At 38.9% G+C, this 25,135-nt stretch carries 16 protein-coding genes; 6 read left to right on the forward strand and 10 right to left on the reverse strand.

The features are described 5' to 3' along the window. Positions 1-3: 3 nt before the first annotated feature. The 6 genes from AC1RJ8_RS10380 to AC1RJ8_RS10405 form a co-directional block, all read right to left on the reverse strand. Positions 4-3,000 carry a SusC/RagA family TonB-linked outer membrane protein gene (locus AC1RJ8_RS10380; protein ID WP_492953746.1) on the reverse strand — a complete coding sequence of 999 codons (2,997 nt, stop codon included), beginning with the start codon at positions 2,998-3,000 and terminating at the stop codon, positions 4-6. A 764-nt stretch (positions 3,001-3,764) separates the two neighbouring features. Next, a complete protein-coding gene (locus tag AC1RJ8_RS10385) occupies positions 3,765-4,424 on the reverse strand; it encodes a hypothetical protein (protein ID WP_492953747.1) in 660 nt (219 codons plus the stop codon). A 322-nt stretch (positions 4,425-4,746) separates the two neighbouring features. After that, complete coding sequence (locus AC1RJ8_RS10390) at positions 4,747-5,706, reverse strand: DUF1735 domain-containing protein (protein ID WP_492953748.1); 960 nt, start codon at positions 5,704-5,706, stop codon at positions 4,747-4,749. Between the two features lie 24 nt (positions 5,707-5,730). Next, entirely contained in the window at positions 5,731-7,167 is a 1,437-nt protein-coding gene (locus tag AC1RJ8_RS10395; RefSeq protein ID WP_492953749.1) for a SusD/RagB family nutrient-binding outer membrane lipoprotein, read from the reverse strand. A gap of 24 nt (positions 7,168-7,191) precedes the next feature. After that, a complete protein-coding gene (locus AC1RJ8_RS10400; RefSeq protein WP_492953750.1) occupies positions 7,192-10,461 on the reverse strand; it encodes a SusC/RagA family TonB-linked outer membrane protein in 3,270 nt (1,089 codons plus the stop codon). Positions 10,462-10,873: 412 nt separating this feature from the next. Further along, positions 10,874-13,369 (reverse strand): M14 family metallopeptidase, encoded by a 2,496-nt coding sequence (locus tag AC1RJ8_RS10405; RefSeq protein WP_492953751.1) that lies wholly within the window; start codon positions 13,367-13,369, stop codon positions 10,874-10,876. An 84-nt stretch (positions 13,370-13,453) separates the two neighbouring features. Here AC1RJ8_RS10405 and AC1RJ8_RS10410 point away from each other — a divergent pair, with 84 nt between their 5' ends. After that, on the forward strand, positions 13,454-14,755 hold the full coding sequence (locus AC1RJ8_RS10410) for a UDP-N-acetylmuramoyl-tripeptide--D-alanyl-D-alanine ligase (RefSeq protein WP_492953752.1): 1,302 nt from the start codon (positions 13,454-13,456) through the stop codon (positions 14,753-14,755). Positions 14,756-14,856: 101 nt separating this feature from the next. Here AC1RJ8_RS10410 and AC1RJ8_RS10415 read toward each other — a convergent pair whose 3' ends face one another. From AC1RJ8_RS10415 to AC1RJ8_RS10430, 4 genes are all read right to left on the reverse strand, one after another. After that, entirely contained in the window at positions 14,857-17,715 is a 2,859-nt protein-coding gene (locus AC1RJ8_RS10415) for a TonB-dependent receptor (RefSeq protein WP_492953753.1), read from the reverse strand. Between the two features lie 155 nt (positions 17,716-17,870). Next, the gene (locus AC1RJ8_RS10420; protein ID WP_492953754.1) at positions 17,871-18,362 is read right to left on the reverse strand and encodes a gliding motility lipoprotein GldH; all 492 of its coding nucleotides are present in this window, start codon (positions 18,360-18,362) and stop codon (positions 17,871-17,873) included. Then, the gene (gene ricT, locus AC1RJ8_RS10425; protein ID WP_492953755.1) at positions 18,331-19,851 is read right to left on the reverse strand and encodes a regulatory iron-sulfur-containing complex subunit RicT; all 1,521 of its coding nucleotides are present in this window, start codon (positions 19,849-19,851) and stop codon (positions 18,331-18,333) included. The genes AC1RJ8_RS10420 and ricT overlap by 32 nt, the downstream gene beginning before the upstream one ends. 1 nt (position 19,852) lies before the next feature. Beyond that, positions 19,853-21,001 (reverse strand): DNA polymerase III subunit, encoded by a 1,149-nt coding sequence (locus AC1RJ8_RS10430; protein WP_492953756.1) that lies wholly within the window; start codon positions 20,999-21,001, stop codon positions 19,853-19,855. Between the two features lie 580 nt (positions 21,002-21,581). Between AC1RJ8_RS10430 and ruvX the strand changes: the two genes are divergently transcribed. The 5 genes from ruvX (at position 21,582) to AC1RJ8_RS10455 (ending at position 25,120) form a co-directional block, all read left to right on the forward strand. Further along, positions 21,582-21,998, forward strand: coding sequence for a Holliday junction resolvase RuvX (gene ruvX, locus AC1RJ8_RS10435; protein ID WP_025141594.1), 417 nt, complete (start codon positions 21,582-21,584; stop codon positions 21,996-21,998). A 7-nt stretch (positions 21,999-22,005) separates the two neighbouring features. Further along, complete coding sequence (locus AC1RJ8_RS10440) at positions 22,006-22,641, forward strand: O-methyltransferase (protein ID WP_492953757.1); 636 nt, start codon at positions 22,006-22,008, stop codon at positions 22,639-22,641. An 82-nt stretch (positions 22,642-22,723) separates the two neighbouring features. Further along, entirely contained in the window at positions 22,724-23,398 is a 675-nt protein-coding gene (locus tag AC1RJ8_RS10445) for a glucosaminidase domain and LysM peptidoglycan-binding domain-containing protein (protein WP_492953758.1), read from the forward strand. Positions 23,399-23,476: 78 nt separating this feature from the next. Continuing rightward, positions 23,477-24,319 carry a glucosaminidase domain-containing protein gene (locus AC1RJ8_RS10450; RefSeq protein ID WP_492953759.1) on the forward strand — a complete coding sequence of 281 codons (843 nt, stop codon included), beginning with the start codon at positions 23,477-23,479 and terminating at the stop codon, positions 24,317-24,319. Positions 24,320-24,367: 48 nt separating this feature from the next. Beyond that, positions 24,368-25,120 (forward strand): hypothetical protein, encoded by a 753-nt coding sequence (locus tag AC1RJ8_RS10455; protein ID WP_492953760.1) that lies wholly within the window; start codon positions 24,368-24,370, stop codon positions 25,118-25,120. Positions 25,121-25,135: the final 15 nt, after the last annotated feature.

Below are 25,135 nucleotides of genomic sequence, written 5' to 3' on the forward strand. Positions count from 1 at the left end.
TTTTTAAAATTGAACACTTATACCACCAGAAATAGTTCTTGGATTAGGATAGAAATTCAAGTTCTGACCTGTATTTTCCGGATCATCTCCTCTATAATTCGTGAAGGTCAATAGATTTAAACCTTGAAGACTAAGCGTAATGTTAGGGATCTTAACTTTTTGGGTAATTTTCTCAGGTATCCTATAACTTAAATTAGCTTGTTTCAAACGTATATAAGAAGCTTTTTCAACAAATCTGCTAGAAAAATTCAACGTATTTGCAGATCCTGGCTCAACACGTCCTTCATACGGTCTTGGAACAGCAGTTATCTGGCCAGGGGTAGTCCATCGGTCTAATTGCGATACCAATTGGTTGTTTGCTATACCACCTGCCTGCTCAATATATTGACCAGCCTGGATAAATGCAGATTTACCGTATTCATATTGAAATAGAAAATCTAGTGAAAAGCCTTTATAACTTAGTGTGTTTGTGAATCCACCGTAGAAATCAGGATTTTGATCTCCGATAAAAAATCTGTCAGCGTTGGTTGGATTATAGGTGATATTGTTTTTAATATCATAAAACATTGCCCTACCATCAGCAGGATTTACACCGGCATATTTGAAAGTATAGATCTGAGATAATGGCATACCTACAGTATATACGAAATCTTGAATATTTGTTAAGCCATTGTTCAACTTCAACAGTTTATTCCTGTTAAAAGCAATGTTAAAATTAGTCGTCCATCTAAAACTTCCGTCAAAGTTAACCGTATTAAGATCTAACTCTATACCTTCTGTTCTTGCTTCACCAGCATTCTCGTTAATAGATCCAAAGCCAGAGTCACCAGGCAATGTTCTTGCCAGGATCAGATCAGAATTTGTTTTACGGTAGATATCAAATGAAAGGGTGATCCTGTTTTTCAAAAAGCCTAAATCCAAACCCAAGTTTACTTGTTTTGAAACCTCCCAGGTAAGCTCTGGATTAGGCAATTGCGTAGGTCTTAACCCCCCGGATAAACCTGGATTACCATACTGACCCCCATTTCCATATAAAGCTAACGAACCAAAGTTATCAGTTGGCTGTACACCAGTTTCACCATAACTTGCCCTAACCTTTAAGTCGCTAACAAAAGTTAGGCTTTTCATAAAGTCTTCGTCTATTACTCTCCAACCTCCAGATACACCATAAAACAGACCAAACTTATTGTTATCTCCAAATCTTGATGATCCATCATACCTCAAGTTAGTCGAGAACAGATATTTTCCTTTATAATCATATTTCAAATTACCCAAAACACCCGCAGATCTGTAACCTGTAAAAGTTGAGGCTGTACCGGTAGGAGTAGAAGCGCTACTCAACAGACTAAGTACCGGACTAGCAAATCCTTGGGCAGTAGCCGTTAAGATTGTACCTGTAACCTCTCTAAACTCAAAACCGCCAAGGGCACTGAAGTTGTGATCACCTAAACGTTTCGCATAATTTATTGTTCCAGTTGTAGTATAGTTGATATTTCTTCTAAAAACCTCACTGCCAGAACCCACTGTTGCTGCCGCTGTAGACAAAGTTGCTGGCCTGTAGTTTAAATCGTTAACATCTGAAAAATCGACACCAGCGAATGCTTTGGCTGTTAAACCCGGTATTATCTTATAAGTAAGCGCTATATTACTCACCGTCTGAAATGTACCTGCTTTTCTAATCTCTTGCGTTAAATTTTGTACCGAATTCTGATTGTTGGTTCCAATAAACACCGTATTAAAAGTACCATCGGCATTATATACCTTATTTATAGGCGCTGTTAATAACACACCCGTAAAAGGTGTATTGGTAAAGAAGCCAGCATTTGTACTAGGACCGATAGATTTATTAGCTGCTAAACTTAAAGATGCAGAAATAGAAAATTTATCTGAAACTGCATGATCCAAATTTGCCCTTATAGTTCCCCTTTTAAAGTTAGATGATAAAATTGTACCATCATTATTGTTAAATGATCCGGAAATAAAGAATTTTGTTTTTTCATCTCCACCAGCCACAGATAGGTCGTACTGACTATTTTTACCTGTTTGAGATACAGCATCAATCCAATTGTAATTATCGATTACTGCTGGCACACCGCCCGGAAAGGTAGCGGCAGCAGCTTCAGCAACTCCTGCCGTAGCAGACAAGCCCTGTCTTAAAGATCTGTTAACAAAAGCCTCAACACGTAGTTGATACCAGGTAGCTGCATCCAACAACTCATAAGGGTTGTACTGCTTTGCATTCCCTATTTGGGCAGATGCCCTAATTACCGATTTACCAGCCTTACCCTTTTTGGTTGTAATTAATACAACTCCGTTGGCCGCTAACGAACCATAGATCGCCGCTGAAGCCCCATCTTTTAATATCTCTATTGATTCTATATCGTTCGGGTTAATTGAAGCCAATGAGTTGACCGAAGTTTGGCCAGATACGCCGCCGGAATTCATCTGAACACCATCAACTATATATAATGGCTGTGTAGTACCGTTAATTGTTGCAACCCCTCTAATATTTACCGAGATGCCACCACCTGGTTGCCCACTTGTCGAGTTTACCTGCACACCAGCTGCTCTTCCCTGCAGCGCCTTATCAAATGACTGGATAGGCTGATCTCTAAAGGCATCACCCTTAATTTGAGAAATAGAACCAGTTACTTCCCTTTTCTTCTGTACGCCATAACCAGTAATAACCACATCTCCTAACACTTTAGGATCAGGCGCTAATACACTATTTACTACCGCTCCCCTAATGGAAACTGATTGGGTAATGTAGCCGATAGAGCTAAACTCTAAAGCTGTTGCGGATGTTGGAATAGATAAGGAATACTTTCCATCAGCGCCTGTAGAGGCACCTAAGTTAGTACCTTTTACTTTAACGCTTGCCCCAGAAAGCGGTAAGCCATCATCACTTGATACAACCGTACCTGTTATTGTTCGATTTTGAGCGATTGCACTTGTGGCAATAAACATAAATACAAACAAACTTTGTAGAAGTTTTTTCATGAAATTTAAGTTAGTAAATGAAATAGTTATTTTGATTTCTTAAATATAATAGAGATAACTAACAATTTAACAAAATTTAACAAAAAAAGGACGCATAATGACTTTATATTGACAATAAAGCTGTCTGTTTAAAAAGGCATATTGGGGGATTTTTCCCCAAATAAAGGATGTCTAGAACTACAAGTTATCATATTTTAACTTATAATAAGCTATTTATATCAATTACCGTCATTAAAAGCGTGAGTTATTTTCAGAAAAAATCATGCCATTTTTCCTCCAGATTTTCTATCTTATCCTCCGAACGCACTAAAAAATCAACTATCAAATTATTCGTAAAGTAATATACCCATTTCATTATCGGTTTTTTTTTGCGCACCTGGCATACAGCCACATTATCCATCCGAAACAGTTTAAAGCGCATTAGCAAAAGAAACCACTGGCCAGCTCGGGTATGGAAGTGAGTAGCGCTATAGGCGGGCAGAGGATAATAATATTGAGGCTTTGTAAGTACAAATACTTCTATAAAGAAAACGCTACTCTAAAATAATGCATCAAATCTATCATACAATACTGAAGGTAAATTACGCTATTTGTAACGAGGTCAAATATACAGTCAAAAGGTGAGCCTTAGCGCGCCTCCGATTTAGCTATAAATTCAATACAAGAATTGAAAGTCATATACCGGATTCTGAAAGGCTTAAAATTTGCATAAAAAAGGGCGCTCTTATAAACGCCCTTCATTGAAATCTACATAACGAAAATTTCTAAAGCGTATCATAATAGCTTAACAGCTTAATTATACCATCGCTAGATTTTATATCTAATTTGTTCTCTTTAGCGTACTTTGTTAGTTCTTCGCTTTTACCTAGGGCAGCAACAATTGACTTTTCATTATACTTTACTTTAATTGGTTTATTTTCTGCCTTAACAATATAGTATTGAGTATCATCAGCTATTTTTCTTGTTACCGTTGCTGTATTGTAACCTTTGCTTTCAATTACAGTTTTTGTTGTTTTTTTAAGAAACTTAACTTTACCATCATAAATGACTTGGTAAAAAGTCTTATCTGTAAATTTATCAACAGGGGCAAAGCCATTTTTATACAGCTCTTTTGTTGAGGTTAGCAAAAATTCTTTCGGTTGATCCTTGAACTCATATTCTTCGCCATCTTTTCCTTTCAGCACTAATAAGTCGGCAAGCAAATCATATTTCACTTCGCTTGAGGAGGGTTCAATACCTGATCCGAATTGCACCACTGCTTTTTGCCAATCACTAAACAAGTATGGGGAGCCTTCAAAATCAGCATCTGTTCTTTTTGCACGTATGGTTTGACGATCGCTTCCCATATTCACACTTCTGTACACTTGAGCTTCAGCGGTAAGAAATCCTATTGTACCAATCAATAAAAAGAATATTTTTTTCATAATAAGTATTTGATGAGGTTGTATCAAATTTAATCTTTAAAATAAAAAAAACCTATAGTTTGGTTTTTTATTTTAATTTCTCCCATGAAAGACCAAAGCTCATCCCAGCTTATACTCACATCAGGAGGTATTGTTACCAAGCTAGATTAAAACCTGTAGTAAGCTTTATCGTTAAGGTTTTACCCATAACACCGTATATATTACAGTACCCTAAGGGCTTAACCTGCTTGAAAGTGTATTGTTGCATCTTAAAAATTTAGAATGCACTGCAAACAAAAAAGCTCCCTTCCTTAGAAGAGAGCTTTTTAATGATTTCTGGAAATTATCTTGATCCTTTGTATGTAATAACTAAGCCCAATATTTCCCGCTTGTTTGCGGTTTGGTTCCAGTCAAAGTTCAAGGTGAAAGTTTTCGTAGCAGGATCATATTTATTAACAGCTCCCGGAACAATTTTCATACTTGTCGCCACCGTAGAACTAATAGAGGTAACCTGGTTAGTAGTTGGGTTAATGGTCAATGTAATTGGATCTACACCTCCAACACCACCGCCAGCAGCTGCCCAATTTAGGCCCTCGATTCTTAATGAAGTAGCCCCGGTAGTTGCCAACCTCACGTCAGGGTTGCCTGCCATATTTCCACTAAGCGCATCGCCAGCTGGAACGCCAGGCGCAGTATATCTGGTAACTGTACCCGCAGCTACAGAATACACTCCATCATAGGCATTTTTAACACCTACTATGGCAAGGAGTTGGTTTTGAACAGTAACCTCTCCATCAATACCTGTTGCGGCAATTCTAAAAGCTAACATATATTTTTTAGAAAAATCGAATGCAGCAAAGTTTAGATTAATATCGAAAGATTTCGCAAATTCTCCTGGAGCAAGATTAATGGTGTATCCTGTACTCGTCCTTGTAACTCCTGGAAAGGTGGTATAAAGTGCTTCTGGAAGCATTTCATAGGTATCAGGAACCGCAGGAGTACCAGTAGCATGATCAGTATTATATTTTGCAATTAAATCAGGTGCATAAGTTAAGGTAATAGTTGCAGCTGCATTGTTAACGGCCTGGCTAGCAGCAGCTTTAGTTACCGTAAAGAGCTTACGTTTTTGTATCCCAGAACCAGCTTCGAGAAAGAAAGATGGATTTGTTCCTTCTGATATCTTTACTCTTGTAGCTCCATTCTCCAGGGTCTCTTCGCCCTCAAATGCGTCCTTTCTGCACCCAGTTACTGTTAGCGCCAATAATAACGCAATACCAGCATATTTTAATAAATGATTTTTCATTTTAGTTAATTTAAACGTTAATGATTATTGATCCCACCACATTCTAGCATCCTGAGTGTTACCACCAGTTAAACGAGCAATAGCCGCATCGTTGTTTGCTTTGTTAGTAGTTTGTTCAGTTGGAGAATAAGCTATTCTTCTTGGAATTTGTTTTGATGAATTTGCAGCAGCAGAAGCTGGTGTAAGCGCAGGAAATCCTGTTTTTCTCCAAATGTTCCATCCTTGTTGTCCATCAGGATAACTTGCCAAATAACGTTGAGTTGAAATATTTCTCACATTATTAGCAGCACCAACAGCTCCGACAGCAACGCTGGCATTGGCCAAATAAGCAGCCGAAGGTGTTCCAACTCCCCATTGCTCGTATGATAATGTAATACCTTGAGTATATAAATCAGATAAACTTTCGGTAGTCCAACCCAGATTAGCCGCTTCAGCTCTGATTAATGCAATTTGTGAAGCAGTTATAATGAAAACAGGGCTAGCCTGATCGCGTTTATCACCACGCAGCACACGTGCCCAGGTAGGGTTATTATTTGTAAAACCTTCAGTTGATGCTTTATCTCCGCCGTAAGGAATACCTACGCTTGAGGTTGTTACATTGCCTGCTTGTTCACTGGCGCCACCAAATACAGCTTGTCTTGCATCGCTCAAACTAGCTGTTAAATCAGTCATCGTTTTGCTTTCGCCATAATCTTTACGACCGTTATAACCATCCCAAATCACGTTTCTGAAATTTGGAGCAGCCGGCGTAACTTGCATGTTCTGTGCATTTGTAGTAATTACACCACCTGCATCAGCTAAAGCCGCTTTAAACTGCGTTGCTGCATAATCATTTGCACCAGGGTATTTTTTCGATAACTGAATGCTTATTACCAACCTTAATGAGTTTGCTACTCTTTTCCAGGCCGCAACATCACCATTGAACATAATATCGCCTGTTATTGCAGATGAATTAAAGGAAGTTGCTGCTGTAGTTAATGCAGCCAACATGCCTTTATAAATCGCTTCCTGTGTATCATAGGCTGGTGCATTTACGGTGATTCCCTTTAATGCCTGACTGTAAGGTATGTCTCCCCAACGATTAGTCAATTGAAAATACACGTACTGTTGAAGTATCTTGGCAACCTGATTTTGATTGGTGCTTGTGTTTACCAACTGAATATTTTCCAAGTCATAAAGTATGCCGCTATAAGCTCCGGTAAATGCACTTTGATCTAACGAATACAACATCGCATCAGGATATTGACTTTGTGAAAAGTACTGTGAATAATAGCCGCCTGTTACATAAAAGGCATAACCTGGTAAACTTGCGATCGAATTAGTTAACAAGGCATCAACCCTCGGAGTAGTAGTTGCTGCTGGATTATCATTAGCAACACCAAAATCCTCTATTTTTTTACATCCCACTGAGCTGGCAAGCACCAAGCCAATTAAGGATGCATATATAAATCTCTTTTTCATAATAATTTCTTTTGTTTTTCTAGATTAGAAACCTACTCTTAAGTTAAAACCAAATCCTCTTGTACCTGGTAATTGAGCAGTTTCACCGCTTGTTGCAGATACCTCTGATGGATCGAAATCTTTTGTTTTAGCATAAATTAAAACCGGATTACGCGCAATTACAGAGAAAGTTGCATTCTGGATATATTTACCAATGCCCAACTTTTTAACTGGTATGTTATACCCAATTGATACCTCACGCAATTTAATGAAGGTTAAATCATAGATGTAGTCATCAAATGTTCTAGAGTTGTAAAGACCTTGGTAGTAATCAATAGCGCTCAAATAATAAGTTTTCGGCTGCCCAGTTGTAGCGTCAACACCATCAACTCTTACACCACCACCATCAGCAGGGTTATCACGTACAGAAACACCTTTATCATTCAAGGCAGCAGTACGAGCAGTTAAACCACTATATGAACCCCACATATTTGATAAGGAAACGAATTTTCCTCCAAATTGGTAATCAATATTAGCACTTACATTGAAATCTTTGAATATGGTAAATGAGTTTTGCAAACCACCAGTGTGTTTTGGAAGAACGCTACCAAAAAATACGTTTGGATCATTTACAAAATGGCCACTAGCATCCAACAATGGAACGCCATCTGCATTTCTTTTCTTTCCATTTCCGAAAATCTGTCCCCACTGTTTACCTTCTTCGTGCACCATATATGGCATAGTTGTACCCCAAACAGCATCTACCCCTGAAATTCGAGTAATGGCATATTTTTTACTTACCTCGACTACTTTATTATCCAATAAGTTTGCGTATGTTCCTGAAATCGTCCATGAAAAGTTTGGTGATGCCACTGGGCGACCAGTTAATTGAAACTCTAAACCTCTTTTATTGATCTGACCAATATTGGTAATAATTGAACTAAAGCCAGATGCCGGATTGATTGATACAGATCTTGGGAAATTCTTCTCTGTTGCGTCCCAATATGTAGCTGCCAAAGTGATTCTGTTGTTCAAGAAGCCTAAATCAATACCCAATTCATAATTTGATGATACTGCACCAGTGATATCTGGATCAACAAGTACATCAGGAGTAGACATTAGTAAGTTACCATTCCATTTTAATGCATTTACACCATACGCAAAACCAGGGTAAACATATGCGCCAAAACGGCCTGATTGATCAGATAATGCCTGAGGGATCTCACCATAAGACGCTCTTAATTTACCATTTGATAACCAGCCAAAGCTTTCTTTTGGTAATAAATCGCTGAATACGAATGATCCACCAATTGATTTAGATAGTACATTATTATTCACCTTAGGTAATGTTGAGAACCAGTCATTACGTAAAGTTCCTTCTAAAAATAAGAAGTTTTTATAACCTAAAGTAACTTTACCAAATACAGCTCTATATTTTTCGATATATCTAGTGTTTCCTATTATAGGTTGATTAACAGAGTTTTGAACTGTAAAAAGATCAGGAATTACTAAACCATTATCGGTTTGTGCAGTATTGTCTTTATAATCAGCCCTGAAAATATCAGTACCAACTGTTGCATCAATTGTGAAATCTTGAATCTTTTTAGTGTACTGCCCTAATAATTCGTAGTTTTCTCTATTTGAATAAGTATTAGCAGTATAATAGTAACCTCTAGCCTGTGGATCGTTACCAGTGGTTTGCGTACCACTATCATTTAAACGTGAGCTATATTTATCTTCAGTAAACGTTGTGTTTTGTTGTTTACGGTAAGTTCCTGTAAACTTCAAGTCATCATTAACTTTATAAGTTAAATATACGTTACCGTACAATCTATCTCTTTGATTTAATTTGTTTAACAAATCATAATAAGTATAGAAGTTATACCAATAGTTACCTGCATAAAATGATTTTGGATCTGCTGCGCTATATGAAGTAGGATCATTGTGGTTCCAGCTAGCATAAATGTTGGTTCCATTTAATCCTGGCACTGTCAATCCCCTCAATTCTTTCATAATACCCATATCCAAATCCCTGTGGAACCATTGGTTAAATGATCCTGTACTTTGACTTGAGTATGCATCATCAATATCACCACCTAGTGCAGTTTTAACGTAGTTAATATTTGCACCTACAGTGAAGTGTTTATTAAGATCGTAGTTTAAAACTAAGTTCAAAGTATTTTTCTTCAAATTTGTTCCAGGTACCAAACCTTGCGTGTATTGGTTACCGTAAGTCATTTTGAAATTGTACTTATCACCGGCATTAGCGAAAGTAACAGAGTTATTTAAGTTTACACCTGTGTTGAAATAATCACGGGCATTATCAGGCTGAGGGGTTAAAGAGGCTGTTTTATAAGAATATTGAGTTCCCGGATACCATGCGTACCAAGGAATGTACTCCTGACCAACCATTTTCGGACCCCAGCTTGCATCATCACTATAGTTATGATAATATTTGCCACTAAGCGCTTGCCACTCTACAGGGTCTCCGGTTTTCCAATTGTATTGGATAAGATCTGCAGAGTTACCACCGGCATAAGTGTTTTGATAGTTTGGTAAAATATAGGCATTTTCAAATGTTGCACCTAAATTAAGTGTGATACCAGCTCCCTCGGTTTTTTTACCTTTTTTAGTGGTAATCAAAATTGCACCGGAAGCTGCTTGTGAACCCAATAAAGCTGCCGCAGCAGGACCTTGTAAAACAGAAATATCTTCGATATCATCTAAGTTCACATCATCTGCATTTGGAAGAATTGTTCCGTCAACAACATAAAGTGCGCCACTACCTGTACCAAAGCCACCTGCACCACGTAACCTCACTTGAGTATTTCTACCTAAGGCTGCTGCCGACTGACTTCTTACCTGAACACCTGCAACTTTACCCGCCAAAGCGTTGTTGATATTTGTTCCACGCACCGTATTAAGCTTTTCGCCGCTAATGGTTTGAATGTTTGCAGTAGTAGCTCTTGCAGTAGTTTTTGTACCATAAGCCCCAGTTACTACAACTTCTGTCAATTGGTTAGCATCACCCTCCAATATGGCGTTAATAACATTAGAAGCACCAATAGTTACTTCTTTTTGTTTATAACCAACATAGGTAAAAACTAAAATTGAGCCATTTTTTACAACCAGGCTATATTTACCATTGGCTGCGGTTACCGTACCCGATTGAGTACCTTTGATTTTTACACTTACCCCAGGAATTGGAAGGTTATCCTCCTGTGCAGTAACTGTACCAGTAATTGTTCGATCTTGTGCATATCCAGCCGTAGCTAAGCACAAGAATATGAACAAACTTTGTAGAAGTTTTTTCATAATTATGAAATAGGTTAGTTAATGATTAATGATCGCCTAATTTAGGTGTTGAAAATCATGTTAGAAAATTTTTTTTAACAAATTTTAACAAACCAACAAAACAAACAACTAATTAGCTGATTTTAAGCACATTGCAAAATGTTAAATTTTGCTTCCTACCTGAATTTGAATGACTTAAGCAACACATTATGAGTGGAATCTTATAGAAAAAATGTTTTTTTAATGAAAAAAAATGCATCTTTTGAACAGAAAGTATGTTTAGTTTGACGAAATAAGCTTGAGATTTTCTTTCTTAAGCCCCAAAAATGATTGTTTATAGTTAATGTAAAGTATTTTACATACATGTGCAATAAAATCTATTCAGAAACGATAAAATCAGCGCGTATTTTAACCAAAAAAGTAGAAATCGCGCCTAATATCCACAAAAAATTATATTCCCAAATAAGGTTTTTCCACCTTCCCAGAAGTTTCTAAACAACGGGTCGTTAGCTAAATAAACTACCTTGCCGCGGCCGAAATCTTGTACACCGATTAAAAGCCCTGTTTTAAGCTCTTCCCTTGCTTTTTTACCCACTACACCGGCCATTAAACTTTTTTCGTTAATTAAACCCACATTCCAACCTTTAACAAAAGGCTCATAAATTTTCCGGTCTGTTTTTAAACTGTAGTAGGTTTTACCCAGGCCGTAAGAAAAGGGGTGACTAGCATCGAGATTGATCCGGTAAATTGCACCGGGTATGGTAGTTTCGAAATCATCTCTGTCCTTATCCTTGAAAAGAAGTTTGTTTGCCTCTGGTTTTTCGTCTTTTTTTACAACGGCTTCCTTCTTTTTAATATCAAATCCCTTTTTCTCGAATACACTTTCTATAGCATCTTCCATCAAAATTAATCTTCCTCCTTTATTTATCCATGCGGTTAAACCATCCCCTATAAAAGCACTGTAACTTCCATCCGGCAAAATCAAGGTGTTTACCTTATTAATATCCAGGTTATTCAGATCCTTAGCATTAATAATACTTGGTGAAAGATTTAGATCATGCTCAAGAAAAAACCAAGCTTCGCCAAACGCGAGAGAAGAAACCTCCATGCCAGATACAATGGCAATCTTAGGCTGTTTTAACAATGGGTAAACGTTAGAGCCAAAATCCTTTCCCTTCTCTACAAAACCACTACTAATTGCCTGAATTGGCCTATTTAAGGTTTTGGCGATCGATGCAACCTTATCTTTCATCCCTTTGATCAGTCTTTCGTTTTCTGCCCTCAACACAATTAGGGTTCCGGCAGGATAGTCTTTACCATTTACCGCAAATGGCTGATCGGCCTGTCTAACTTTTATATTTTCTTTTTGCAGCGCAGTTAAAACCTGAACATCTTCGCCTGTTCCCCAGCTAAACAACCAGGCTAGGGGCTTCTCAAGCTCATTACTGATTATCTTTGGCTCTTCAATGGCTGAATATTTCCCTTTAATACTTTCTTTACTGGCATAACCCTTTAATCCGTACACATAAGGTAGGGCCCATGCTGTAATATCATAAGTATTAGAGTCTGTTACAAGAGTTTGGGGCTCCAATAAAACATTAGCCAAAACGGCCCTTGGCTGCTGGATATTAACAATTAAATCATTACGGGCGATGCTAAAACTTTCTTCCTTCTGGGTATCATAGTCATAACCTCTTCCCGTTTTATCACCACCAAAAGCAAATTCGATTTTATTTTTGGTTAGCAGTTCAGCCAGTTTTTTTAAGCGTGACAAATTAGTCGCTTTTATGATATAACTTTTATAAACACCCGGACTATTGGCTAATTCCTGCTGGAAATATTTTTTATATTCCTCTAATAACTTCTGATGATTTAAGGAAGTTACTTCAAGGGTCGACATTCCTGTTGTAAAGTGATGCGCGATACGGTCTTTTAAGGTTAATGTATCACCGTCGTTGGTTACCACAGATAACCCGGCCCTGATTCCGCCCTGCTCATAGGTCATACCGATTGATCCGTTATACAAAGGATAAGTATCTCCATAAGAGGGATATAGTAAATCAAAACGCTCTTTGGTGAAATACTGCCAACCTTCTGCATCAAAATACCTGGCATTGTTTTTACCTACCACTACCTGGAAACTCTTTTGCCAGGGCGTAATGTCCTGGTGAACCGGTTCTGCTGCAGGTGCAAAATAGTAAGGCTCATTATAGCTTTGTTCATGAAAATCGACATGTACCTGTGGCATCCATTGGTTATACAGCGCTAACCTTTGCTGGCTTTCAACCTGTGTTTGCCATGCCCAATCGCGGTTTAAATCGAAATAATAATGGTTTGGTCTGCCGCCTGGCCATGGCTCTATGTGTTCTCTTGATAACGGATCGGAATTGGGTGTTTTCCCTACTACGCTATTAAAATAATTCACATAACGGTCTCTTCCATCGGGGTTTAAACAAGGGTCAATCACCACAACTGTATTTTTTAGCCATTCTGTTGCAGGTTTATTATTACCCGAAACCAAGGTATAAAGCATCTTCATTGAGGTTTCTGTTGAGTTTGCCTCATTACCATGTACATTATAACTTAACCAAAGTATGGCAGGCTGATTTGTTAAATCTACACTATTATTGGTACCCGTTGCTAAAACCAAATTATTGTTCCTGATCTGTTCAAGTTTGGTTATGTTTTCTGGTGAAGAAACAACTGCCACCATTAAGGGCCTGCCTTCATTGGTTTTACCATACTCTATCAATTTCATGTTTTTAGCAGAAGCCGCAGCGGTTTGTCTAAAATAATCGGCTACTTTATGGTGCGGGGTAAAGTGTGAACCCAGCTCGTAACCTAAAAAATCGTCGGGCGATTTTAGCTGTGCCTGTGCAAAAAAAACGGAACTAAGGAAGATTAGGCAGAACGTTAAGCGTCTTTTCATAGGGAAATAATTTTACCTAATGTACTAATTTTGTTTTTTGTTAATGCGAAAGCTTAATTTTACATCATATTTTTTACCATAGGCATGATTACAACCGAAAGATTATACGATTACTACCGAGAAAACCCTGTTATCTCTACCGATACAAGAAACATTAGCCCTGGTTGTATCTTTTTTGCACTTAAAGGAGATCTTTTTAATGCCAACGAATTTGCCGCTCAAGCTATTAAAAAAGGGGCAGCATATGCCATTATAGATGAAGAAAAGTATGCTACTAACAGTCAATGCCTATTAGTAGAAGATGTATTAAGTACTTTGCAAGACCTGGCGCGCCATCACCGCAAACAATTAAATATCCCTGTAATCGGTTTAACGGGCAGTAATGGCAAAACAACCAGCAAAGAATTGGTAAATGCTGTTTTAGCAGAGCGATATAAAACCTTTGCTACCTTTGGTAACTTAAACAACCATATAGGTGTTCCGTTATCTATCTTATCCATCACCGGTGAGGTGCAAATTGCGGTAATCGAGATGGGCGCAAACCACCAAAAGGAAATAGAACTACTTTGCACCATTGCTCAGCCTACCCATGGCATTATTACCAATGTTGGCATGGCACATTTAGATGGATTCGGCGGATTTGAAGGGGTAAAAAAAGGCAAAGCAGAACTTTATGCCTATTTAAAAGAAACCCATGGTTATACTTTTATTAATAGAGATAACCCATACTTGCTTGAAATGAGCACAGCTGCAGGCTTAAACAAACTTATTTATTACGGAACAGAAAATGGCAATACCATTAAAGGCGAATTAAAAAGCAGTGATCCATTTATCGAAGTGGATTGGACCAACCATGACGTTTCTTCTTCTGTTAAAACCAATTTAACAGGTAGTTATAATTTCGAAAACATTCTTGCTGCAATCTGTATTGGCGACTTCTTTGATATGAGCCCAGACGAAATTAACACTGGCCTTGCTAACTATCAGCCAAAAAATAACCGTTCTCAATTAACCAAAACAGAAAAGAATACCGTAATCTGCGATTTTTATAATGCAAACCCAAGCAGCATGACTGCGGCACTGAAAAATATCGCAGCATTATCGGCAGATAAAAAGACTGCCATTTTGGGTGATATGTTTGAGCTTGGACCAGAATCGCTTGGACAGCATGAACTCATTGCGAAACAGGCTAATGAAAGTGATTTAGATCAGCTAATTTTTATTGGGAAGGATTTCTATTCATTTAAAGACAATTTTAAGGGCACATTTTTCGAAAGTCCGGCCGAAGCAGCTGCATATTTACAGGCAAATCCGGTTCAGGATCATTTGGTATTGTTAAAAGGATCAAGAGGAATGAAACTGGAGAGTTTGTTACAGTATCTGTAACTTCAATCTTTTAATGAATTAAGCTCAAGTTATTGATAAACACAGATATAAAAATCTGTGTTTATCTGTATGCATCTGTGGCTAAAAAACGCTTAATAACATTAAAATGTACAGGCAATTTTGCCATATACATACCTACCACTAAAACCAAACTGGCTAACCGCTCTTGGGTACAAAAACCTGCCATTCGAAGTATTGTCTAATCCTCCTGAATAATTACTGGCAACGTCTCCACTCAAATTATTTTCATTATTACGTGGATTGATATATAACTTATCAGGGTAAACATCAAAAATGTTATTCGCTCCCACAGTTACCGACCAGGTTTTGCTCGCAGCGTAGCTTACAGAGAAATCAGTTATCCATTTCGGTGCAAAAGTCTGATCCAATTGGATTGGTAAGCCATTGGCAGGAATATTTGGATCAATAGCATTTAAATAGGTAACCTCGCCAAAACGAACTGTTCTTGCCACAAACGATAGTTTATTTACATTATAGGTTGCGGTAATATTCAGTTTGTTTTTAGGCACTGAACTTTCGAAACGGGAGCGTTCCAAACGATCGAAAAGTTTAGCTTTTAATGTAGGATCACTTTCAATTTTATCAGAACCCTGTATACTTCTTACTACGGTTTTGTTTACATTGCCAGCAACACTTAAAATTAAGCTGCTTTTTGCACCCAAATTAAACCTGTTGGTTAATACCACATCGATACCTGCGGTATTGGTGGTAATGGCGTTGGTAAAAAACTGTACACTGTTAATCTGCGCTGTTGGATCTACCGTATTTAAAATCTGGTTCACCACGCCAGTTGGCACTAAAACACCGCCAGAACGTTCGCGGGCATATTGACTGGAGAAAACAATACGGTCGCTGATATCAATATTATAAGCATCGATGGTAAAAGTAAAGGTTTTGGCGATTTTGCCTGCTAAACCCAAACTTCCCGATTTAGAAATTTCAGGTTTTAATGCGCCAACACCAAACTGGGCAACAATAGGGTTTGCATTATTTACCGTTAAAACCTGTGTTGCATTGGTACCTACAAACTGCGTGCTTTCATTATTAAAATATTGTTGGTGTAGAGATGGTGCCCTAAACCCTGTGGCATACGCGCCACGTAACGAAACATCACCAAAAAGCTTAACCTTGCCTGTAAATTTATAAGAAAAGTTCGAACCAAAATCACTGTAATTTTCGTAACGCCCAGCGGCTCCTAAAGTTACCCGGGGGCCAAATTCAGCTTCAATATCGGCATAGGCACCAACATTGTGCCTCGATTTGTCCAATGCGTTGCTCGGCTTAAAGCCCGGGAACACCTGCGCACCTGATGCCGTAGGGGATGTTCCGATCAATCTTCCGCCATTTGAATAAGATAAAAGCTCGCCTTCTTTGATCTGGTAATTATCTATCCTGAATTCTCCGCCAAAGGCAGTATTTAATGAGGTTAAAAACCCACCATCAAAAGTGTGTTTTTTGTTTAAATCAAGGTTACTGGTATTTTGTCTGAATAGCAATTCCCCAGCGTAAAACGATGTAGGACTTGTTCCAGTAGGCAGAGAAGCATTTACTGTATTATTGATATTGAATGCGATGGTATTTTCACCACTGGTATTACTGATGTCATAATCCCATGTGCCTATCTTACCTCTTAAACCAGCAGAAAATGAATAATCATTAATCTTGGTATCGATGAAAGGCAAAAATCCATTAGGATAGATGGATAAATCAATCTGTGTGGTTTGTGTCGGCAGGCGATAAAAACCCGCGGCACTTCCGGTTTTATGGGTAAAGCCAGCTGCATAGTACAATTGAGTGGTTTCACCAAAATTAAACTGTCCGTTTAAGAAACCTCCTCCATTTTTTGAATCGGAGTTACCCACCCGCATGTTGTTTCTATCCAAACCGTTTGCTTTTGCCCTTGCATCATCAGCGGCCTTTAAACTTGCAAAACGGGCCTGAAAAGCGGCTTCTGTTTCTGTTGAACCTTTAGTGGGACTCGCAGAATATAATAACGGACGGGTATCTAAACCACCCCTGTTTGTATAGCCTCTTTGGAGGTATTGTGCCGCAAAATTGATGAAACCTTTATCATTTTTAAATGCCCATCCCTTGCTAAAATCAACCTGAAAGGTTCTGCCATCGCTAAAATCGCGACCCAGGGCACTTGAAGAAGATTGACCAAAAGAGGTAGAAAAACTATACGGTGTTACCTTTTTTAACACAATGTTGATTACCCCTGCAATGGCATCCGAACCGTACTGCGCCGCAGCACCATCACGGAGCACCTCAATGCGCTCAATTGCCGAAACCGGGATGGAATTTAAATCGGTTCCGACAGAACCCCGACCGAAAGTACCATTAATGTTTACTAATGCTGTAGTATGCCTACGTTTTCCATTTACCAGCACCAAAACCTGATCTGGCCCTAAACCGCGTAAAGATGCAGGATCGATGTGGTCGGTTCCATCAGAAACGGTTTGCCGGTTAGAGCTAAAAGATGGCGCTACAAAGTTTAAAATCTGCGTTAAATCTGTCTGCGCAAATACCTTAACGTCTTTTGCAGAAATCAGATCAACCGGTACCACACTTTCGATGTTCGTTCTGGGCGTTGATCTTGATCCAACCACAACTACATCACTTAACAGTTCTTTCGCATCCTGCAATGCAAAATCCACTGTTTTTACGGTATTGTCGATCTGAACAGCTACTTCGGCCGTTTGATAGCCTGTAAAAGAAACCCTGACTTTATAAGCCCCCGGTGAAGGAAATTTTAAGGCGTAAAGCCCATTTTCATCAGATGATGTTCCAACTTTTGAGCCAACTACCTGAACTGTAGCACCTGGAATAGCTAAGCCTGCAGAGTCTGTTACCTTACCCTTTAAGCCTTGGGCAAATAATTGAGTAGAAATTAAAATGAGGAGAAGGGGTAGAGTGTTTTTGAGTAAAATTCGTATCATAGTTCATAGGTTTATAAACAATAATAACAATTTTATTACAAATATGTAGCGAGAAAGCTAATTTTTCCAAATAAAATTCCGAAAAACACACTCAAATACAAACAAATAATGACAATGAATTAAATAATCAATAAAATGCTAAATGAAAACAAAACTTATTTTGCCTCTTCAACCAATAAACCAACATCACTCACCTCTAAAAGTGGATTATCGCGCATATTCTGCTCGATTTCGATCTCAAACTTACCATTTCGGGAAAAATGATAGTTGGTTAACATCGGCAGGGTATAACTAAACACATTTCCCGAACCACTGCCCAGCCATTCGCCATCATTTTTGGCGAGCTTGTATTGATAACGCCGGGTTATCATCTTCTTACCATCTTTAAAATGGGCAAGGACAAAAATATTGGCATATTTATAATCGGCGGTATGTCTAAGCTTAAAATAAATGTTGTAAGCCTTCGTATTATCCTTAATCTCAAACGGCATCGAAATATGGTTACGGTAGGTCCACCTGCGGTTGGCAATTTCGACATTACTATCAATTACGCTGACCATACAGCCCATAAATAGGGTAACCATTAATAAAAAGCCAAGCAAAATTATTTGCTTTTTATTCAGCAGCAGGTTTATTTTCTGAGCCATTATTATTGTTTCGGCGGTTATTATTTTTCCTACGGTTATTTCTATTCTTGTTTTTACTCTGTTCTGGCTTAACACCCTCGGCCGTTACATTTCCTTCAGCTTTTACTACAGGCTTTTGTGTTTGTGGCTGCTGTTGTTTTGGCTTATTGTTTTGAGGTTTTGGTCCGTTAACATGCTGTGGTTTAGGAACTGCCTGTTGCGGCTTTGGTCCGTTAGGCTGTTGCTTTCCACCTTGTTGAGCTTTCAGTGCGCCGTGTTGAGGTTGCTGAGTCCTATTATTAGCCCCTGCATTTTTCTCTCCGGGAGGCGTTCTTTCTCTTTTATTTTGGTTGTTGTTGCGGTTATTTTTCTGATTATTGTTTTTGTGCTGGTTGTTTTTACCCCGCGAGCGTTCATCTAAACGGGTTAAACTATCCTGACCAACTACATTTTCGTAATCGAAAGATTTTTCCACCACAACCGGCGCAGCAATCTGAACGGCCTCTTCTTTTAAGTTAGGCGCTTTTTTGCCCGCCTTGTTCATTGCCATGATCTCTTTTACACGCGCAGCTTTAACAGGAATCCAGTTTTCATCACCCATGTAACTGAACCACATGATTTTTTTGAAAATGTCTGTTTTTTGGTGACGGGCATAACCAGCCTCAGTATCAAGGTTTTCAATTCTATCGGGAATATCTTTCAAAGCATCCAAATAGGTATCCAGCTCATAGTTCAAACAGCATTTTAATTTGCCACACTGCCCAGCAAGCTTTAAAGTATTTAGTGATAAGTTTTGATAACGCGCCGCAGCCGTAGACACAGTTTTGAAGTTGGTTAACCAGGTTGAACAACATAATTCTCTACCGCAGGAGCCAATTCCGCCTAAACGGCCAGCTTCCTGGCGCATCCCGATCTGGCGCATTTCAATCCTGATACGGAAACTCTCTGCCATTTTTTTAATGAGCTCACGGAAATCCACACGTCCATCTGCTGTATAAAAGAAAGTGGCTTTGGTTTTATCGGCCTGATAATCTACATCACTGATTTTCATCTGTAAACGAAGATCCAGGGCTAATTTACGGGCTTTGTGCATGGTTTCCCACTCCATCCCTTTAGCGGCATTCCATTTTTCTACATCAGCTTCTGTAGCCTTACGGTAGATTTTTTTGGTTACCTGATCGAGTGCCGTTTTACGGCGTTTCATCTGGATCCTTACCAGTTCGCCCGTAAGCGAAACATGCCCCACATCAAAACCACCAGTTGGTCCTTCAACGGCAACAAGTTCCCCAATTTCGAGGTAAATGTTATCGTTATTGAGGAAAAACTCTTTGCGTGAGCCTTTAAATTTGATTTCTGTAACCTGAAAAGGTTTATAATTAGAAGGCATATCCAAATTAGATAGCCAATCGTGAACTTCCATTGTTTGGCAACCACCGGTGCCGCATGAGCCATTACTTTTGCATCCATTAGGGGTGCAACCACCACCTGTTGAACAACTTCCACATCCCATATTAATTGTATATATATTGAGTCCCCGTAGGGAGCGTTTTAAACTTGATAATTTTTACCAATTGTAAAGATACATCTAAAAACAGAATTTTCGGGTTCGCGTTTCTTTCAATGTGGTAATGTGCCTTTTCCAGTTCGCCGATTATAGCCTCTGCCATAGGCAAGGTAAGTACGTGTGTGCTGAGTTTTTTCGCCGTTTCGAAGGTTAGGGGAGGTAATTTCACCAATTCTTCAGCACCACTTAAAATTAAACAGCATTCGCGTAAATAATTTACGCCATATTTTAAAAAATTCTTCTGGTTTTCTCTTCCCCACTTGGCTGCCTCGTCGGTAAACTCAATCAGATCGGGAACTTTATTCCCAAAACCCATCCTCAACCAGGCCGTAAATGTACCCGAACTATCACTTTGCGTATCGGCAGCCAGTGCTTTTGCCTCAATTAGATTTCCATCGGCCAAAAATGCATAATCGATGGCCTGATGCTCAGTTAATCCGCGCGCATTTAATAAATATCCGGTTACTTCTTCCGACGAAAGTTTTGGGATTTTCACAATTTGCGTTCTGGATAAAATGGTGGTTAAAATCTGATCCTGGCTTTGTGCAATTAAAATAAATAAAGTATTTGCGGGTGGTTCTTCAATTAATTTAAGCAGCGCATTTCCGGCTTTATCCAAATATTCGGGCAGCCACATAATTAAAACCTTGGTTTCGGCCTCGAAGGCTTTATAACTTAGTTTTTTAATAATATCGTGGCATTCGGCAATATTAATATTAGCCTGTTTATTAGCTGCATCGAGTTTAGAACGCCAGATATCCATATCGAAATAAGGGTCTTGCATTAACATGCCACGCCATTCTTCCAACACATCTACAGCTGTTTTTACACTCGCAGAAGCAAAAAAAGGATACGAGAAATGGAGATCGGGATGAATTAAACGTTCGTATTTTCTACAGCTCGAACATTCGCCACAACTATCGTTTTCGCCTTTGTTAAGGCAATTAATGTATTGTGCGTAGGCAATAGCCAGCGGTACAGCGCCAGAACCAGCAGGCGACAAAAACAGTTGCGCATGGCTAATGCGGTTTTCTTTAACCGTTTGCACCAATTGTTGCTTCACTCTTTCCTGTCCTATGATTTCTTTAAACTGCATTTGGTGCAAAATAAGAAATAGATATGAGATTCACACATTCGTCATTACGATCTTACTTTTGAAACACATTTTTTAGTGTTAAATAAAGCTCATCACTTACGTTAGCTTATTTGGTCAATATTATTTTGAAAAGCAAGGTCTTGTGCGTTTCGGTTCCGAAAGTCCTGCTATCGCTTCAAGTCCTCGCTACGCTGTGGGCTTTATGCGCTATCAGGTTTATTTAACTCAATTAGTAATTCTTCGGAAATAAACCTTTAAAACCAGAACATCTAGATATAATACGCCCCCCAACTTCGCCCAAACCGTACAGGCCTGAATCAACTAAACCTGATGGAAGCGGCAGCCCCGAAGTATGAGGGCTAAAGCATACAGCAGGGCCCGACATTACCAAGTACTACAGGTTTTGCTTTCCAAAAAATGGAACAAATCATTTTTTTTTTGCCACAAACGCCAATAACATACACGTTACCAAGGCAATACCGCTTAGGTTTACCTATTATTTCAAAAACCTTACCTTTGCTTTTATTTTTTAAACGGGGCTAAACGCTTTACGCCAAACACCCAACGCTTAACTATTTTTATGGCACGGATCCTCGCATTTGATTATGGAACAAAACGCATCGGCATCGCGGTAACCGATCCCTTGCAGATTATTGCGACAGGACTGGATACGGTACATCCGAAAGATGTGATCGAATATGTTAAAAAGTATATGCTAACCGAACAGGTGGAGGCTTTTGTATTGGGCGATCCTAAACAGATGGACGGTTCCCCATCCGATTCGGCACAACATGTAAAGGGTTTTGCTACCCTGTTAAAAAAATCATTCCCCGATATCCCAAGGCATTGGGTTGATGAGCGTTTTACCTCTAAGCTTGCCCATCAGGCCATTATGCAGAGTGGCTTAAAAAAAATGGACAGAAGAGATAAAGATCGGGTTGATACCATCGCCGCAACCATCATTTTACAATATTTTATGGAAAGTAACCGTTTATAACCAACAAATGAGCCTAATAAACGACGATTTACAGGATTTACTAATTGCCTATTGCGAACCTGAAAGCGAATTGCTTCAACAGATAGACCGCGAAACCAACCTTAAAGTTTTAATGCCCCGCATGTTATCTGGCCACTATCAAGGTCGGGTTTTGAGCATGCTGAGCAAAATGATTTCCCCTAAAAGGATTTTAGAGATCGGCACTTTTACCGGTTATGCTACGCTATGCCTGGCTGAGGGCTTAACCAAAGATGGCCTGCTGTATACGCTGGATATTAATGAGGAATTGGAAGACATGGTTCGCCATAACTTTGCCCAATCTGCATTTAATGATCAGATCAACTACATCCTGGGCGATGCCACCACCACAATAACGGGTTTAGATGAAGTTTTCGACATTGTTTTTATCGATGCCGATAAGAAAAATAATGGTACCTATTACGATCTGATTTTTGATCGCGTTCGTCCTGGCGGAATTATCATTGTGGATAATGTACTATGGAGTGGAAAAGTACTGCAGGAGAAACAGGATAAAGACACTAGAAATATTACTAGTTTTAATGATAAAATAACTGCAGATGAACGGGTTGAGAAATTGATATTACCTGTTCGCGATGGTTTGTTTGTGATTAGGAAGAACTGATGATGGCATATAGTTAATGGCTCATGGTCTTAAAAGCCAAGACTATCAACCATTAAACCATGGTCTATTAACCAAAAAAGAAATGAAGAAAATCCTTACTTTTTGTCTGCTCCTTTTAACAGGGATTGTTGCAAGCGCGCAAGATACAGAAGAATATATTGCAGAGCACGTAGAATATGCACAGGGTTTAATGCACGATCATAAAATTCCAGCCAGCGTTATTTTAGCTGTTGCCATACACGAATCGGCTGCAGGAAACAGTAAAATCGCACAACACCTTAACAATCATTTTGGAGTAAAAGGCCCAAATAACAATGCCGAAATCCGTTCATCTTATCGCGATTATTTAAATGCGGACGAATCTTATAGCCATTTTGTAGAAATTATGGAAACCCGCAAGCCTTTTAATAATCTTTTCGAAAAATACGATCAATACGATTACAAAGGCTGGGCTTACGGAATCCGCCGTTGCGGTTATGCCAGCAGCAGAAGCTGGGCCAGCCAGGTAATTGGCTTAATCAAAAAATACGAACTCTACCAATACGATGAAAGGCCAGAAGGATACGAAGAGCCTGTTTATGCAACACCAATTCGCCACCGCAGCAAAAGCAGGAGAACAGCTAAAACTTATACCGTAAAATCTGGAGACAACCTAAGTATAATTGCCAAAAAGAAAGGCACCAGCGTTAAAGCCCTGATGCAAAAAAACGGCATAAAAAAAGCGGCCTTAAAACCTGGACAGAAGTTGAAGTTTTGAGTCATGAGTCCAAAGTCGATAAAGGCGTACAGTTAACCAATTCCAACAATTAACAGATTAAACATAATCATAACATCAATGCGTTCATACAGCCATTACATCCTTATAGCCGCAACCCTCCTATTTTTTAGTTCTTGCGGTACGCGGAAATTTTCTAAAAACAACAAGCAAATAGAAAAAGCAGCCAACAAAGCCAACAACAATTCGTACAAAAGTTACAATACTATAAGTTACATTGATGAGTTTAAAGGAGTGGCGGTTGAAGAAATGAATGCAAACGGAATTCCTGCAAGTATTACATTGGCGCAGGGAATTTTAGAATCGGGCAGTGGAAATAGCGATCTGGCCAAATATGCAAACAATCATTTTGGCATTAAATGTACATCAGATTGGAAGGGAAAAAACTACTTCCGGGACGATGATCAAAAAAACGACTGTTTTAGGGTGTATAAGGATGCCCGCGAATCTTTCAGGGATCACTCTGAGTTTTTAAAGCGCAAACGTTATAGCTTTCTCTTCCAGTTAGATAAGAACGATTACAAAAGCTGGGCACAAGGATTAAAAACAGCCGGATATGCCACCAATCCCAAATATCCGGATTTATTGATCAATACCATCGAAAAATACCAGCTTTACCAATACGATCAACCGGAAAGCGAAAAGCAAAAGATTGCCAGAGAGGACCGTGTCTTTTCAGAAATCAATCAGAATATCCCGCAGGAAAAGGCTAAATTTACGCCAGTAGAAACCCCACCTGCTGGAGCTAAACCCATTCTTGCCGATGGTACTTATACTGTTGTTAAAGGAGATACACTCTACAATATTGCAAAACGTTTTAATTTAACGGTTGATCAGTTAAAAATGTTAAACGAAATGAGTACCGACGCCATTAAACTGGGTCAGATACTTAAGGTTAAATAATGTTAAGTACAAACATAGCCTGCCAGATATTTGTAGTTTTGTAACTTAATGAAATTTTTTCTTCCCTTTATACTTGCTTTCGGCATCTCTACGCTGCTTTATGCACAAAATAAACCTGTGCAGGGAATCGTTATTGATAAAGAAACGAAGCAGCGTTTGGCCAAGGTTTATATTTATAACATCCGCACGGGCGATGGTTTATACAACAATACGAAAGGCGAGTTTAGCACTTTTGCTTTACCAGGTGATACCTTAGTTGCGGCTTTATCGGGCTATGGGGTAGATACTATTGTTTTCAAGGGACAAACAGCCGCATATTTTCAACTTAGATCGTTGGGCATAAGACTGCGCGATGTACTTATTCAACAAAAAAGATTAAGTCCGCAGCAGCAATACGAAAAAAATGTTCAGGAATATCGCTACCAAACCATGAAAGGAAGTAGTAAAGATTTATTGAATTTAGGTAACGGTGGTGTTGGTTTAGGTATCGATGCAATTTATAATCTGTTAAGCAAACAAGGAAGAAATGCCCGTCACCTTCAAAAAATCCTGGAAAAAGATTACCGGGAAGACTTGATCGATTATCGTTTCAGCGCCAGTCTGGTTAGTCAGGTATTAGGCATAAAAGATGCTGAACTCACTGATTTTATGCAACAATACCGTCCAACTTACCAGTTTGTGCTCGATGCTACTGATTATTCCTTTAATCTGTTTATCAGAAATGCCTATAAAAGCTACAGGTTAAACCCGAAAGCACTACAATTGCCTCCATTGCCTAAAATAACCATCGATAAGTTGTGAGGGCGCCAATCATCA

It is taken from the genome of Pedobacter sp. GW822-FHT03F06 (genome assembly GCF_058801365.1).